Origin of the sequence: Neptunicoccus cionae (assembly GCF_002860325.1) — a bacterium.
GTDB lineage: Bacteria > Pseudomonadota > Alphaproteobacteria > Rhodobacterales > Rhodobacteraceae > Amylibacter > Amylibacter lutimaris.
On sequence record NZ_PKOJ01000008.1, the window covers coordinates 54,152 to 67,596 of the forward strand.

Here is a 13,445-nt window from a genome sequence, read left to right on the forward strand (position 1 = left end):
CCAGCGCAGTATGAATCTACGGCCCCGTCGCTCGCGTCAGGGCCGTTTTCGTTAGATGTGTACGATTTTCACGCTGCTTCCATCTGCAGACAGGGCAACCTTGCCATCACAGAGGTCCTTGGCATCCTTGCCGAACACCTCGTTCCGCCAGCCACGAAACACCTGATCGGCGCCCAGACCTGCCGCAATATCATCAAGATCAGAGGCATTCGCGATCAGCTTTTGCGCCACGCCGGATTCCTCGGCTTTGGCTTTCAGAAGCACACGCAGAAGATCCGCAAGCCCTTCACTGCCCTGAGGGCGCTGACGCGCCTTCGCCACATGGGGCAGGCTGTCATTCGGAATGGCATCTGCCGCTTTGACCGCTGCCAGAATACCTTCGCCAATGGCCCCCTTGCGGGCCTCGCGCAGCAACAGACGGGATTTCCCCAGATCGCCGAGAACTTTGGGCCGTGTAGCCGCCACTTCCATCAGCGCATCATCCTTGAACACGCGGTTGCGCGGGATGTTGCGTTCCTGGGCATAGGCCTCGCGGAACTTGGCCAGTTCCTGTACCGTCGCCAGAAAACGGCGGGAATTACTGCGGGTTTTCAACCGTTTCCACGCATCGTCAGGATTGGCGTTATAGGTTTCGGGATTGGTCAGAATCTCGACCTCTTCCTCCACCCAGGAGGTGCGTTTTGTCTGGTGCAGCTTGCGCTTCAGAAACTCGTAAATCTCGCGCAGATGGGTTACATCGCCGAGCGCATAGTGCTTCTGCTTCTCTGACAGGGGCCGCGCCGACCAATCGGTAAACCGCGAGGATTTGTCCAACTGCGCCTTGGCAATCTTGCGCACCAGCGTTTCATAGCCGACCTGTTCGCCAAAACCGCACACCATTGCCGCAACTTGCGTGTCAAAGAAGGGTTTGGGGAAAATGCCACGATCCACGTAGAAAATTTCCAGATCCTGCCGCGCCGCGTGAAACACTTTCACAACGCTTTCATCCTGAAACAGCGCGTAAAGCGGATCGAGGGACAGATCGGGTTCCAGCACATCAATCAGGACAGCGCCTTCATCCCCGTCGCCGGGATGGGCCATCTGGATCAGGCAAAGCTTGGAATAATAGGTGCGTTCCCGCAAGAATTCGGTGTCGATGGTGACATAGTCGAATTTGGCACAATGGGCACAAAACTCTGCCAGCTGTTCGGTGGTTGTTATCGTTCTCATAAACAGGGCTTAGTTTTTTTCGCTACGATCTTCAAGGTATGAAAACCGCAGTCGGTCAGGGGAAAAATGGCTCCGGCGGTAGGGATCGAACCTACGACCAATTGATTAACAGTCAACTGCTCTACCGCTGAGCTACGCCGGAACATTTTTACCTTGCGGTGATGGGCGTATAGCAAAGGGTATTTGGGGCGTCCATAGCCATTTTACTTCTTTTTGATTATTTTTCGAAGAACACGGCATCGACGCAAATCGGGCGGTCTGCTTCCACAAGTTTCCGCTCTGACAGGTCGATCAGATGGGCAAAAACATTGCGTGTTGCGGCGGGGATCAGGCGGGGGTCTACATCCGTGTAAATCTGTTCGGCCAGTTGCAGCGCGGTTGCGGGGTTTCCCCCTGCCAGCGCCTGGCGAATCTGCGTCTCGCGGGATTTGCGGTGGCGAATCTGATGGGAAACCATGGCGGCGGGATCCTTGATCGCCCCGCCGTGACCCGGAAAATAGACAGTGTCCCCGTCCCGCGCGGCCAGTTTTTCCATCGAGGCCATAAAGCTGGTCAAATCACCATCCGGCGGCGACACCATCGTGGTGGCCCAGCCCATGACGTGATCGCCCGTCAGCACCGCGCCGGTGTCCTGTACGGCGAAACACAAATGGTTGGACAAATGTCCGGGCGTGTGAATCGCCTCCAGCGCCCAACCGTCCCCTTCAATCACTTCACCGTCTGCAATCTTGCGGTCCGGCGCGAACCCTTCGTCGATGCCTTCATTGCCGCCAAGATCGCCTTGGGCGGCCAGACGCTCCATAACCGCGCTGCGGCCTTCATTCGCGGTGCCAAACCCCAGAACCGGTGCGCCAGTGGCGTCGGACAGGCGGCGACACAGAGGCGAGTGGTCCACATGGGAATGGGTCACAAGGATATGGCTGACAGGCCGCCCGCCAATTGCCCGCACCAAAGCGGCAAGATGGGCGTCATTGTCCGGCCCCGGATCCACCACCGCCAGAGTCTCCTGCCCCACCAGATAGGTTTGGGTGCCGGTAAAGGTCATCGGTCCGGCGTTGGGCGCTGTCACCACCCCGACCAGAGGCGAGAGTTGCTCCAGCTCTCCGGTTTTGGGGGTATAGGAACGATCAAACGGGTCAGACATCAGCGGCTCTCCAGCTTTGGGTTGCACAGGGGCGGTTCCGCCCGTAACGCTGTTGTGGTGATGTTTAACAAATGGCTCAAGCCCTATCTGCCCCGATCCCTTTTCGGCCGCGCCTTTATGATCCTTGCGGTGCCCATTGTGCTGATTCAGGTCGTGGTCGGCGTTGTCTTTGTGGAACGCCTGTTTCAGGACGTATCGCGGCAGATGACGCAGTCCACATCCCTTGACCTTAACCACCTGATTGCGCTGCTGAAAGACGGGCAGGACACGACACAAGCGGCGCGGGATTTGCAGATCACGCTGCGCCCTGTGCCCGATGCGGATCTGGATGCACCGGACCGGTTGAAGGACAGTCTGGATTTTTCGGGACGCTACGTCATTGAAACACTCCGCGCCGAAGTGCCGGAGGCCCGCGTCATTGACCTTGCCAGCCCCAAAAGCGCCGTGACCCTGATTGCACAGGTGAACGGTACGCCATATGAATTCACCCTGCCCCGCCAGCGTGTGTCTGCCGCCAATCCGCACCAGTTGCTGGTGGCGATGGTGGCAGCGGCGATTTTCCTGACAGCCCTTGCCGCCGCTTTCCTGCGCAACCAGATCAGCCCCGTGCGCCGTCTGGCCCGTGCTGCCGATGCCTTCGGGAAAGGCCAGTCCCTGCCGCTCTATCCCCGTGGCGCCTCCGAAGTGCGGGCGGCCACCAATGCGTTTTTGTCCATGCGATCACGGATTGAACGGCAGATCGAACAGCGCACGCTGATGCTGTCGGGCGTCAGCCACGACCTGCGCACGCCGCTGACACGGTTGAAACTGTCCCTGTCGCTGCTGGATTCAGACGACGAGGAAACCACCCTGATGGCGCGGGATCTGGACGAGATGGAGGACATCCTGAACGAGTTTCTGGCCTTTGCCAAAGGCGACAGCGAGGAGCAGGACGAGATGGTGTCCCCCCTTGCGCTGGCCGAGCAGGTCGTCGCCAATGCCGAGCGCGGCGGTCGGGTCATCCCGCTGAACCTTGAAGGGGCCGAAGCCGCCGGAGAACCCGTCAAAATGCGCCGCCCCGCCGTGCAGCGGGCGATTGCAAACCTGCTGTCCAATGCCGCGAAATACGGCGACCGGAGCGAACTGACCCTTTATACGGGGGCCGGTTTTGTGGAGTTCGTGGTGGAAGACAACGGCCCCGGCATCCACCCCGACCAGAGAGAAACCGCCGTAAAACCCTTCGCCCGTCTGGACACCGCCCGCAATCAGGACAAAGGCAGCGGAGTGGGACTGGGCCTCGCCATCGCCGCCGATATTGCGAGAAGCCACGGGGGGAGTTTGAACCTCGGGGATAGTGAAAGGTTGGGCGGTCTGAAGGCGGCGTTCAGGCTGCCGCGGTAGGGGGGGGAATTTACTTGCCGCACACAATTGTTTTCTGCACGATCAAACGAAAGAAATTCACTTTCAACAAGCAGCTCTATTTATGTACAAAAACTTATTCTCAACCATTCTGAAATCCATAAGTAACATCGCGAACATCGGTCGTATTCTGACGATAATTCTAGTTCTCGGATTTTTTGTTGCCAGCCATACAGTCACTGCGGTGGCGGCACTTACCAGCACGGCTATCACCGCTGTAGCTGGTGCAGGCTCCACTGTGATGGGGCGAAGCGGCATCGAAGCACAAAAAAAATCCACGAAGATCGCCCGATTAGAAGACAGTCTTGCGGTAGAGAGGACGAGAGTCGCCAAGCTTTCAAAGGAGACTGCTGCTCTCCGGAACAAAGACATGATCCGTATGCGGGGTAAGTCCACAACAGTCAAACAAGCTTCTTCAGAGGTTCTCAACCGTGTTGCCAAGAGAACGGTGAGGGCAACGGCCACTAACCTTTCCAGCATACCTGGCGAAAGTATTCCCTTTTACGGTATTGCAATTGTACTTGCAGCAACTGCTTACGAACTTCAGGTTGCTTGTGCCAACATGAAGGATATTTACGAGCTTCAGGTTGCAATCAATCCCGATGTCTCCCACGCCAACGACAGAGATAAGATTTGCGCTATGAAAATCCCGACGAAACAAGAGGTTTGGGAAAGTGTGAAAAACTCCCCCAAAGCGGCTTGGCACACCAGCCGAGAGAAACTTTTGGAAGTTTCAGGCGATTTGAAATCAATAGAGATGCCTAATTTTAAAGGCATCTGGAAACATTTCTCCGGCTTGATAGGGGGGCGATTGCCTTAACCCCCCCTCACTCCAGCGCCCGTAACTCCCGCCGCATGATCTTGCTGGTCGCGGTCATCGGCATTTCCGTCAGGAACCTGACAGAGCGGGGGGCGACGTGGGGGGAGACTTTTTGTTTCACCCGATCGATCAGCACCTGCTCCATGCCCTCCTGTGACACGCCTTCGCGCAGGACGATGAAGGCTTTGACCACCTCGCCCCGTATCTCGTCCGGCACGCCGATCACGCCTGCAAAGACCACGTCTTCGTGGCCCCCAAGGCAGGCTTCGATCTCGCTCGGGCCAACACGGTATCCGGCCGAGGAAATCACATCGTCATCGCGGGAGGAGAAGGCGAAGAAGCCCTCTTCGTCGCAGGTGCCGATGTCACCCGTGCGCATCCATTCGCCGCTGAATTTGGCGGCGGTTTTTTCCGGTGCGTTCCAGTATTTCAGGAACATCGCCCTGTGGCTGCGGTGGATGGCGATCTCTCCGGTCTCTCCGGAGTCCAGCGGGGTGCCGTCAGGGTCAAGGATCACCACCTCGGCACCGGGCACCGCCTGCCCCATACTGTTGGGTTTGGGGTCAAAGCTGCGCACGCAATTGCCCAGCACAAGGTTGCATTCGGTCTGGCCGTAGATCTCGTTGATGGTCAGCCCCAGCCCCTTGCGCCCCCAGTCAAGGATGTCGGCGCCCAGCGCCTCGCCCCCTGACAGAACGGATCGCAGGGTTGTCGCACCCGGTGCCGGCACCTGCCGCATCAGTTTCAACGCGGTAGGCGGCAGAAAGGCGTTGCGGATGGAATGGGCCGCGATCAGGTCATAAACCCGTTCCGGATCGAATTTTCCCATGCGATAGGCCACCACCGGCACCCCGTAATAAAGGCTCGGCATAAGGGTATTCATCAACCCGCCCATCCACGCCCAATCCGCAGGGGTCCAGTGCAGATCGCCTTCGATCGGGAAGAAATTATGGGCGGTTTCGATACAGGGCAGATGGCCGATCAGCACACGATGCCCGTGCAGCGCGCCTTTGGGCGGCCCTGTGGTGCCCGAAGTATAGACCAGCAGCGCGGGGTCATCGGGGCTGGTGGCTTGCGTGCGGAAACTGTCAGAGGCGGCGTTCAGATCGGCGTGAAAGTCCCGCGCCTGCGGCCCTGCCCCGTCGATACAATAGATGGTTTCAAGGTCTGGCAGGCGGTCGCGCACCTCCAGCACTTTGGGCAGGTTGGCGCTGTCCGTCACCAGCACCCGCGCCCCGCTGTCACGCAGCCGGAACTCCAGCGCGTCAGCCCCGAACAGGGTAAACAGCGGCAGGGCCACGCCTGCGGTTTTATAGATCCCGAAATGGCAGACTGCGGTCTCTAAGGATTGCTGCAACAGGATGGCACAGCGGTCCCCGCGCCCTGCCCCGCCCGCCACCAGCACATTGGCAAAGCGGTTGGCGAGCCTGTCCAACTGCTGGAACGACACCCGTGTGGCTGCGCCGCTGTCTTTCAGGCAGATCAGCGCCGTGCGTTCGGGATCCTGCCGCGCCCAGCGTTCCACACAGGCGCTGGCCATATTGAACCGGTCCAGATCCGGCCATTCAAACGCCGCACGCATCGCCCGCCAGCTGTCGCGGCGGGGCACAAGCGGATCGGCGAAACGGGTCATCGGATGAACACCCGCACTGTCACAAGATCGGTAATCGGCACGCCAAGCACCTGCATCGCCGCGATGGAAAGCTGCGAACCGGCACCCGCTTCTCCCCCGCTTGGCAGGAGCCGGACATTCACCGATGCCCCCGAAGGTTCCAGCACCACGCGCCCGTCTGCCTCGGATGTGACCAGCGGGGTGCGCAGCCAGAACCCGTCCCGCTCCAACAGGCCGAGCGAGGCCACGGTGGTGCCCTTGTCCTGTTCAGGGCGTTCCACCGGTTTGACCGCCTCCGCCAGTTCGGAGTCGCTGACAGCGCCTGCCGCGGCCTGTGTCAGGGCGCCCCCTTCATTCAGCGGTGGCGTGTCAGGACGCGCCTTTGGCCGCACGTCGTTTTCGAGCGGCGCTTGTGCCACCGGTTTCGGCGCGTCCCCGCCCCGTTTGAACAATCCGAATCCCCTGTCTCCGCAGCCCGCCAGCGCCAGAGTTGCAGCCGTTGTAAGGAGAAGAGATGTTTTCATGGCGAATGTCCTGTCGGTGTTACGGGGCGGTGTCGTCTAAGTCATTGGCCCTGCGGTTGCACAAGGCGGCGGTGTCCCGCCAGACGATAGGTCCAGCAGCGTTCCAATTCAACTCCCCGAAAAAGGGGTGGGAATCCCCTTGATGCGCTGGCAGTCACCCCCTAGGTTCGCCCTATGACAGATGCACCCAGACTTGTAGACCCGTTCCAGCGCGCCATCACCTACCTGCGGGTTTCCGTAACCGACAGGTGTGATTTCCGTTGCGTCTATTGCATGTCCGAAAACATGACCTTCCTGCCCAAGAAAGAGCTTCTTACGCTGGAAGAACTGGACCGTCTGTGCACGGCATTTGTAGAACAGGGTGTGCGCAAGCTGCGGATTACGGGGGGCGAACCGCTGGTACGCCGTGGCATTATGGAATATTTCCGCGCCATGAGCCGCCATATCGACAGCGGCAAGCTGGACGAACTGACCCTGACCACCAACGGATCACAACTGCGCCGCTTTGCGCAGGAACTGGCCGATTGTGGCGTGCGGCGGGTGAACATCTCGCTTGATACGCTGAACGAGCAGAAATTCGCCAAGATCACCCGCTGGGGCCGTCTGGCACAGGTGCTGGACGGGATCGACGCCGCGCAAGAGGCGGGCCTGCGGGTCAAGATCAATGTCGTTGCGCTGAAAGGCGGCAACGAGGACGAACTGGAAACCATCGTGAAATGGTGTGCAGACCGAGGCATGGATCTGACCTTTATCGAGGTGATGCCCATGGGCGATCTCGGGAATGAGGACCGTCTGGACCAGTATTGGTCCCTCAAAGATCTGCGCGCACGTCTGGAAGAAACATGGTCCCTGACCGAATTGTCAGAAAACACCGGCGGCCCGGCCCGCTATGTGCGGGTGAATGAGACAGGGCAGAAAATCGGCTTTATCACCCCCCTGACCCATAATTTCTGCGAAAGTTGCAACCGCGTGCGCTTGACCTGCACCGGCCAGTTGTTCCAGTGTCTGGGACAGGAAGACGAAGCCGACCTGCGCCGCGTGCTGCGGGACAACCCCGAAGACAACACCCCGCTGATACACGCCATCCACGCCGCCATCGCGAAAAAGCCCAAGGGCCATGATTTCGATTATTCACGGCAGGAAGTGGCAGGGACAATGACACGGCATATGAGTCATACCGGCGGGTGATGGTTGGGGGGGGTATTTTCAGTCACACCTAGCAGAGTGCTAAATAGGCTTTCCTGAGATGCGGTCAGGAGAAAAAGGAGACCCAATAGTTGTTCGATACATTCAAAGTAGGTGAGAAGCTACGCTTCTTGCGATCTTAAATCGAATTTTTGATTTAAGTCCCTCTAAGTCGGACGGATTGTCACTTTTGTGTATCATGCGATGGCAGGTCGGGCAGAGAACCAGAAAATCATTTGGTATTTTGTACCTTCGTGTTTCTCCTTCGGACAAACCGAAAAGCGGTGCTGTATGGTGTATATCAAGTGGGGTTTTATGAACAGGCCCATCAAATCCGTAGTCCCGTTTAGGATCCAAACCACAACTCTCGCAAATCGCAGGTCTAACTTTCAGGACCTGTTTACGCACTCGCGGGGATCGCTCTATTCGTCGAGAAAGAATATATCGGCGCGTCTCTTCAACATCTTTTCCCGCCGCCTCTTCTTGCATAACTTCGCTCGGAGTCGTCCCCCCTCGGCTAACTAAAGTCTCGTATAGGACGAGCATTTGATACAAATCAGCCGAAAGACCCGTTTCTGTGAGGTCGCCACACTGCATTGTTTTGCCAAACGCATGTCCAGCCTCATATCCTGCTGGCAAACCAGCTGTAGAGCTAAGATTGATCGGATCTTCGGAAAAATGCTTTTTAAACTCCGGCACCCGGTCGGCTATATCTTTAGCCCGCCTTTTGAGTATCTCGCGCCCCCGAAGTTGGCCAAACTCATGGTAAATCGCAGTAGTTCCCTGATTCATGGACAAGATGATTGCCTGCTCGTCTGGGTTTATCAAAATGACTACGTAGAATCCTTGCGTCGCCGTCTCAGTGACCAATGGATCAAAAAATCCGAGCCAAGGTACTGAGGCCCACCCCCCCTGCCCTACGCTAGCCTTAACATTCAAATCAAAGTGCCAGAGTGATAGCGCCATTTTGGCATCCATAGCGATATCGTGTCTCACGAAATCTGCAAAAGTTGAACCAGTAAACTGTTTAGCACGTTCGTAAGTATATTCAGTAGCCAGACGGGATAGGTTTGCAGCCAGCATAAATTACCTTTCACTCAAATATTCACTCAACTTTAAATAGCTTTCTAAAGATAGCAACTAATTATAAGCACTACCCTTCCCTCCTGGTCGCGGAACTTCAGCCTCAGCAACCTGTTAACTCCTGAGAGACACCTCCCAAACTCAGGAGACAATCATGCAAATATTTGATCCCGACACACGGAATCTGAGCGAGCGGCACAAGAAGATTTATGCGTATTTCGAGTTGGCCTATACGGTGGTTGATGTCACCGCTGCCTCTTTATTTGTGCTGGGCAGCATCTTGTTCTTCAGGGAAGCCACCGCTTATGCGGGCACATGGCTGTTCCTGATCGGCTCGATCCTGTTCGGTTTGCGACCGACCCTGAAACTCGTCAGGGAATACGCTTATCTGCGGGTAGGCGACTACGAGGATGTTGCTGTCAGACGGCCTTAGTCAGCCCCCTCACCGCGCGTCTGCCCGTAACAGCTCCGCCCGCCGCTGGGGTATCTTCGCAATCTCTACGCCAGTGAAGACGTGAAACGTTCCAAGGGCGCGGTCTATGACGGCGTGGTCGGACACCCACCCCCCCATTCCAAGATAGGTCCGCAGCAGGCTTGGCAGGGGTTTTCTGCCATCGCACTGCCCCGATTTCCCGACGGATGCCAGCGGGCGGGTTTCGGGGGCTTTGGGCTTGGGTGCCATTTCGACAGGCGCAAGGTGGCGCCGGTGCAGCAGGGCCAGAGCCGCCCTGTAAGGCCGCGTATCATTGCCCGGAAAGGACGAACAGCCAAACATCATACCAATGCTGTGGGCGTCCACATAGCGTGTCAGCATGGCCCAGCCAAGCCTTATCACATCAGGGTCGCCCACACCTTCGGCTGTACAAAACCGGCCGATTTCCAGCATGGGTTCGCGGTAACCGTGCAGGTTTTCCAGATCGTAGAACTGGGCAGAGTAGCTGATGCCGATATCCGCGCCACTGTTAAGGTGCAAAAAACGGAAACAGGCAAGGATCGCTCCGGTTTCGGTATCCTCGACCAGAACGTGCTGGCATTTCGGATCAAAACCGTCTGCATCCAGTGCGCCGCTGTCTGCGGCCTGTCCGCCGGAAAACATCTTGTGACGCAAACGCTGCGCCGCTTCCAGATCACCCGCGCCTGTGGCCATGCGGGCTTGCAAGCTGCCCCTGCACACGGCCGGAACAGACGTGATCCTGTTATCAAATGCGGTCATCCATCACCAATCACTGATCGGACCGCTTGCAGCCGCCCTGTTTCACTATATCTATGGGACCAAGCACTAAACGACAATGTCGATATTCGATGAAGGAGCATGACGTGGCAGACAAGATTGAAAAGAGCGATGCAGAATGGCGCGCGCAACTGTCCGATCTGGCCTATAAGGTGACCCGCAAGGGCGGCACGGAACGGGCCTTTACCAATGATAACTATCCCAAAGCCCCGGGCGTGTTCCACTGCGTCTGCTGTAACGCGCCGCTGTTTGATGCCGACACCAAGTTTGACAGCGGCACCGGCTGGCCGTCTTTCTACGCACCTGCAAGCAGTGAAGCTGTAGAGGAGCGAGAGGACAACGGCTGGTTCATGCGCCGCACCGAAGTGGTTTGCGCAAGATGTGACGCCCATCTTGGCCATGTATTCAACGACGGCCCGCAACCAACCGGCCTGCGCTACTGTATGAACGGCGCGGCCCTGACCTTCGAACAGGAATAAACAGGGGTTCAGGATACCCCCTGCCCTTCAGGAACTGAAACAGTGGCCCGCCCTTCAAATGGCGGGCTTTTTTTGTTGGGATTACTCGTCGAGCAGTTGCTCTGCGCTGATATTGCCAAAGTTGCCGATCAGCTGGCGGAAGATGCCGGTTCCCTGCACGCCGCTGTCTGTCACACGGCGGGTAAAGGTAATCACGCGTCCGTCTTCCAGACCGAAACGTTCGATATTGCTAACTTTGTCATTGGCGTCAAAAGACACCGCCAGAATTGTACGCTCAATCGTCTCGGGGCGATGATACGTATAATATTTTACCCGACTGGAAATATAGTACCACGCTCCGTCCGACAGAACGCCGGTTGAGGACGGCTGACCGATCGTCTCTGCCACGGTGCTGCGGGTATCTGTCCCCACTATGATATTCTCTAGTTCGCTCTCTGTCGGGACATAGCCGTGGTTGGTATAGGTTGCCGCACAGGCGACAGTCACGGACAGGCCGATGATCGCGAGTGTAGTTCTGATCTTTCTGGCATGCTTGAATTGCATGTTGCCTGCGCCCCGTTTCTTATGTCACTGGCGTGTCATAGCTTGCTCTCGTCCGACAATCAAATATCTTATGGAAGAGAGTAACGCAAAACTGACGATATGAGGGGTCCAATGGCCAAATCCGACGGCAAACCAGCAGCAAAATCCGGTAGCGGACAAAAGCGGGTGGACACACGTGCACAAATACCGGTCGCCGATATGCCTTCGGGCCGGACCATTGACTTCGATCTGGTCTTTGACAAGGCCCAGTTACAGGCCGCGCAGGAAACGCTCGGCATTCTCGAAGTGCAGAAACTCCGGCTCACCGGCACCCTTTCGCCGCGCGGGCGCAGTGACTGGACGCTGGCCGCGGATCTGGGCGCTACGATCACGCAGGCCTGCGTTGTCAGTCTCGCTCCGGTCAAAACCCGTCTGGATGAACCCGTCACCCGCACCTTTGTTGCCGACTGGCACGAACCGGACCCCGACACTGTGGTAGAGATGCCAGAAGATGTGGATCAGGACCCGCTTGGCACGGTGATCGACCTTGAAAACATAGCTATCGAATCTGTTGCCTTGGCGATGCCGGATTATCCCCGCAGCGATAGCGCAGCCTTGGAAGAATCAGTTTTTGCGGAACCGGGCGTCAAACCGATGACCGACGACGAGGCCAAACCCTTTGCAGGACTGGCCGCATTAAAAGAAAAAATGGACAAATCGTAGAAACACATGGAAAAGGGGTTGCTAAGACACAGTATCTTTGTATTTTCGCGGCTCTTATCTACAGGCGGGAAATGACGCCTTGTTCTTGCGACGAACAAGGGTTACATCACCGCGCATCCGGGTAGTGTTTACCCGCCATATCTTGAGGTTGTGACATGGCTGTCCCACAGAATAAAATTACCCGCTCCCGTCGCGGAAACCGTCGATCCCACGATTCACTCGTTGCGGATAACCCGAACGAATGCCCGAACTGCGGAGAGCTGAAACGCCCTCACCACGTTTGTGGTGCTTGCGGCCACTATGCCGACCGTGAAGTAGTTGCCGTTGTTGACGACGTCGAAATCGACGAAGACGCAGCCTGAGCAAGAGAGATTGAGCTGACCAGACATGCAAACCAGCGTAACTGTCGGCTCTGATTCTGCTTCCAAAACAGTCATTTCCATTGACGCGATGGGCGGCGACCTCGGGGTCGCCGTTGTTGTTGATGGAATGGCCAAGGCTGCCGGTGAAAACGCCGGCATCTCGTTCATTGTGCACGGGGACCAGCACACGCTGGAGCCCCTGATCAAGCGCAAGCAAGTGCTTGAGGGCCGCGTAAGCATCTGCCACGCTGAAGGCGTTGTAGACATGCACGACCGCCCCAGCCACGTCATGCGCCACGGCAAGGGCACATCCATGTGGTCCGCACTGGAATCCGTGCGCACCAAAGAAGCCAGCGTTGCTGTGTCCTGCGGGAACACCGGCGCATTGATGGCGCTGTCCATGATTCGCCTGCGCAAGGCTCCGGGCGTGAAACGTCCTGCAATTGCGGTACTCTGGCCGTCCCTTAATCCCCAAAACTTCAATGTCATGCTCGACGTCGGGGCGGATATTCGCGCCGATGCGCAGGACCTCAAGGTTTTTGCCCTGATGGGCGCCTCTTATGCCCGCAACGGGCTGGGGTTGAAGCGCCCACGGATCGGCCTTCTGAATGTGGGCACCGAGGAACACAAAGGCCGCCCCGAACTGCACGAAGCCAACGACATTATCGAAGAAGACGCGCTTCTGAACGATTTCGAATATGTCGGCTTTGTCGAAGGCGGTGATATTCACTCTGACAAGGTTGATGTGATCGTCACCGACGGTTTCACCGGCAATATTGCCCTGAAAACCGGCGAAGGAACGTCAGGGCTGATTACACTGCGGATGCGCGAAGCCTTCAAGAGCGGCCTGCTGTCCCGCCTGTCAGCCATTTTCGCCTACCCCAGCCTGCGGCGGTTGCAGCACCGGATCGATCCCCGTCGCGTGAACGGCGGTGTGTTTCTGGGGTTGAACGGTACTGTGATCAAATCCCACGGCGCGGCAGATGCCACCGGCGTTGCCGCTGCGATCCGGCTGGCCCAGCAGCTTGCACAGTTACGCTTTACCGAAAAACTGGCAGCGCGTGTTGCATCCGGCATGCAGAACAGACAAGATGAGGATGACACCACCGGCACATCTGCCGACGGCTCCTAAAAACCACCGGGAAATTCTGAA

Annotated in this window: 15 protein-coding genes and 1 tRNA gene; 8 read left to right on the top strand and 8 right to left on the bottom strand. The window is 57.4% G+C overall.

Translation table 11 applies throughout. The features are described from left to right. Window positions 1-51 precede the first annotated feature (51 nt). The 3 genes from rnd to C0U40_RS16765 form a co-directional block, all read right to left on the bottom strand. On the bottom strand, window positions 52-1,209 hold the full coding sequence (rnd, locus tag C0U40_RS16755) for a ribonuclease D (RefSeq protein WP_101656963.1): 1,158 nt from the start codon (window positions 1,207-1,209) through the stop codon (window positions 52-54). A 67-nt stretch (window positions 1,210-1,276) separates the two neighbouring features. Next, window positions 1,277-1,351: transfer RNA gene (locus C0U40_RS16760), tRNA-Asn, on the bottom strand. Window positions 1,352-1,426: 75 nt separating this feature from the next. Further along, window positions 1,427-2,353 (bottom strand): MBL fold metallo-hydrolase, encoded by a 927-nt coding sequence (locus C0U40_RS16765; RefSeq protein ID WP_101656964.1) that lies wholly within the window; start codon window positions 2,351-2,353, stop codon window positions 1,427-1,429. Between the two features lie 60 nt (window positions 2,354-2,413). Between C0U40_RS16765 and C0U40_RS16770 the strand changes: the two genes are divergently transcribed. Continuing rightward, entirely contained in the window at window positions 2,414-3,733 is a 1,320-nt protein-coding gene (locus C0U40_RS16770) for an ATP-binding protein (protein WP_101656965.1), read from the top strand. An 82-nt stretch (window positions 3,734-3,815) separates the two neighbouring features. After that, entirely contained in the window at window positions 3,816-4,571 is a 756-nt protein-coding gene (locus C0U40_RS16775; RefSeq protein ID WP_101656966.1) for a hypothetical protein, read from the top strand. Window positions 4,572-4,578: 7 nt separating this feature from the next. Here the strand turns inward: C0U40_RS16775 and C0U40_RS16780 are convergent, their stop codons facing one another. Continuing rightward, window positions 4,579-6,204 (bottom strand): AMP-binding protein, encoded by a 1,626-nt coding sequence (locus tag C0U40_RS16780; RefSeq protein ID WP_101656967.1) that lies wholly within the window; start codon window positions 6,202-6,204, stop codon window positions 4,579-4,581. Beyond that, complete coding sequence (locus C0U40_RS16785) at window positions 6,201-6,707, bottom strand: hypothetical protein (RefSeq protein WP_101656968.1); 507 nt, start codon at window positions 6,705-6,707, stop codon at window positions 6,201-6,203. Before C0U40_RS16785 ends, C0U40_RS16780 begins: the two co-directional genes overlap by 4 nt. Before the next feature lie 174 nt (window positions 6,708-6,881). Between C0U40_RS16785 and moaA the strand changes: the two genes are divergently transcribed. Continuing rightward, entirely contained in the window at window positions 6,882-7,895 is a 1,014-nt protein-coding gene (moaA, locus tag C0U40_RS16790) for a GTP 3',8-cyclase MoaA (protein ID WP_101656969.1), read from the top strand. A 102-nt stretch (window positions 7,896-7,997) separates the two neighbouring features. On the opposite strand, the gene C0U40_RS16795 is transcribed toward moaA, so the two are convergent. Further along, on the bottom strand, window positions 7,998-8,975 hold the full coding sequence (locus tag C0U40_RS16795) for an MrcB family domain-containing protein (RefSeq protein ID WP_101656970.1): 978 nt from the start codon (window positions 8,973-8,975) through the stop codon (window positions 7,998-8,000). Between the two features lie 154 nt (window positions 8,976-9,129). Between C0U40_RS16795 and C0U40_RS16800 the strand changes: the two genes are divergently transcribed. Further along, window positions 9,130-9,408 carry a YrhK family protein gene (locus tag C0U40_RS16800; RefSeq protein WP_101656971.1) on the top strand — a complete coding sequence of 93 codons (279 nt, stop codon included), beginning with the start codon at window positions 9,130-9,132 and terminating at the stop codon, window positions 9,406-9,408. A gap of 9 nt (window positions 9,409-9,417) precedes the next feature. On the opposite strand, the gene C0U40_RS16805 is transcribed toward C0U40_RS16800, so the two are convergent. After that, window positions 9,418-10,188 (bottom strand): GNAT family N-acetyltransferase, encoded by a 771-nt coding sequence (locus C0U40_RS16805; protein WP_101656972.1) that lies wholly within the window; start codon window positions 10,186-10,188, stop codon window positions 9,418-9,420. Between the two features lie 89 nt (window positions 10,189-10,277). On the opposite strand from C0U40_RS16805, the gene msrB reads away from it, so the two are divergent. Next, window positions 10,278-10,685, top strand: a complete 408-nt coding sequence (msrB, locus tag C0U40_RS16810) for a peptide-methionine (R)-S-oxide reductase MsrB (protein WP_101656973.1) — start codon at window positions 10,278-10,280, stop codon at window positions 10,683-10,685. 81 nt (window positions 10,686-10,766) lie between these two features. On the opposite strand, the gene C0U40_RS16815 is transcribed toward msrB, so the two are convergent. After that, the gene (locus C0U40_RS16815; protein ID WP_101656974.1) at window positions 10,767-11,228 is read right to left on the bottom strand and encodes an outer membrane protein assembly factor BamE; all 462 of its coding nucleotides are present in this window, start codon (window positions 11,226-11,228) and stop codon (window positions 10,767-10,769) included. Window positions 11,229-11,339: 111 nt separating this feature from the next. Here C0U40_RS16815 and C0U40_RS16820 point away from each other — a divergent pair, with 111 nt between their 5' ends. The 3 genes from C0U40_RS16820 to plsX all read left to right on the top strand — a co-directional run bounded on the left by C0U40_RS16820 (window position 11,340) and on the right by plsX (window position 13,424). Beyond that, window positions 11,340-11,930, top strand: a complete 591-nt coding sequence (locus C0U40_RS16820; RefSeq protein WP_101656975.1) for a YceD family protein — start codon at window positions 11,340-11,342, stop codon at window positions 11,928-11,930. A gap of 155 nt (window positions 11,931-12,085) precedes the next feature. Beyond that, window positions 12,086-12,292 carry a 50S ribosomal protein L32 gene (gene rpmF / locus C0U40_RS16825; protein WP_083225535.1) on the top strand — a complete coding sequence of 69 codons (207 nt, stop codon included), beginning with the start codon at window positions 12,086-12,088 and terminating at the stop codon, window positions 12,290-12,292. Window positions 12,293-12,317: 25 nt separating this feature from the next. Beyond that, the gene (plsX, locus tag C0U40_RS16830) at window positions 12,318-13,424 is read left to right on the top strand and encodes a phosphate acyltransferase PlsX (protein WP_101656976.1); all 1,107 of its coding nucleotides are present in this window, start codon (window positions 12,318-12,320) and stop codon (window positions 13,422-13,424) included. Window positions 13,425-13,445: the final 21 nt, after the last annotated feature.

Bases quoted from the DNA above. Each gene is read 5' to 3' on its own strand.
- rnd (WP_101656963.1), bottom strand. From the start codon at position 1,209: ATGAGAACGATAACAACCACCGAACAGCTGGCAGAGTTTTGTGCCCAT.
- C0U40_RS16765 (WP_101656964.1), bottom strand. From the start codon at position 2,353: ATGTCTGACCCGTTTGATCGTTCCTATACCCCCAAAACCGGAGAGCTG.
- C0U40_RS16770 (WP_101656965.1), top strand. From the start codon at position 2,414: ATGTTTAACAAATGGCTCAAGCCCTATCTGCCCCGATCCCTTTTCGGC.
- C0U40_RS16775 (WP_101656966.1), top strand. From the start codon at position 3,816: ATGTACAAAAACTTATTCTCAACCATTCTGAAATCCATAAGTAACATC.
- C0U40_RS16780 (WP_101656967.1), bottom strand. From the start codon at position 6,204: ATGACCCGTTTCGCCGATCCGCTTGTGCCCCGCCGCGACAGCTGGCGG.
- C0U40_RS16785 (WP_101656968.1), bottom strand. From the start codon at position 6,707: ATGAAAACATCTCTTCTCCTTACAACGGCTGCAACTCTGGCGCTGGCG.
- moaA (WP_101656969.1), top strand. From the start codon at position 6,882: ATGACAGATGCACCCAGACTTGTAGACCCGTTCCAGCGCGCCATCACC.
- C0U40_RS16795 (WP_101656970.1), bottom strand. From the start codon at position 8,975: ATGCTGGCTGCAAACCTATCCCGTCTGGCTACTGAATATACTTACGAA.
- C0U40_RS16800 (WP_101656971.1), top strand. From the start codon at position 9,130: ATGCAAATATTTGATCCCGACACACGGAATCTGAGCGAGCGGCACAAG.
- C0U40_RS16805 (WP_101656972.1), bottom strand. From the start codon at position 10,188: ATGACCGCATTTGATAACAGGATCACGTCTGTTCCGGCCGTGTGCAGG.
- msrB (WP_101656973.1), top strand. From the start codon at position 10,278: ATGAAGGAGCATGACGTGGCAGACAAGATTGAAAAGAGCGATGCAGAA.
- C0U40_RS16815 (WP_101656974.1), bottom strand. From the start codon at position 11,228: ATGCAATTCAAGCATGCCAGAAAGATCAGAACTACACTCGCGATCATC.
- C0U40_RS16820 (WP_101656975.1), top strand. From the start codon at position 11,340: ATGGCCAAATCCGACGGCAAACCAGCAGCAAAATCCGGTAGCGGACAA.
- rpmF (WP_083225535.1), top strand. From the start codon at position 12,086: ATGGCTGTCCCACAGAATAAAATTACCCGCTCCCGTCGCGGAAACCGT.
- plsX (WP_101656976.1), top strand. From the start codon at position 12,318: ATGCAAACCAGCGTAACTGTCGGCTCTGATTCTGCTTCCAAAACAGTC.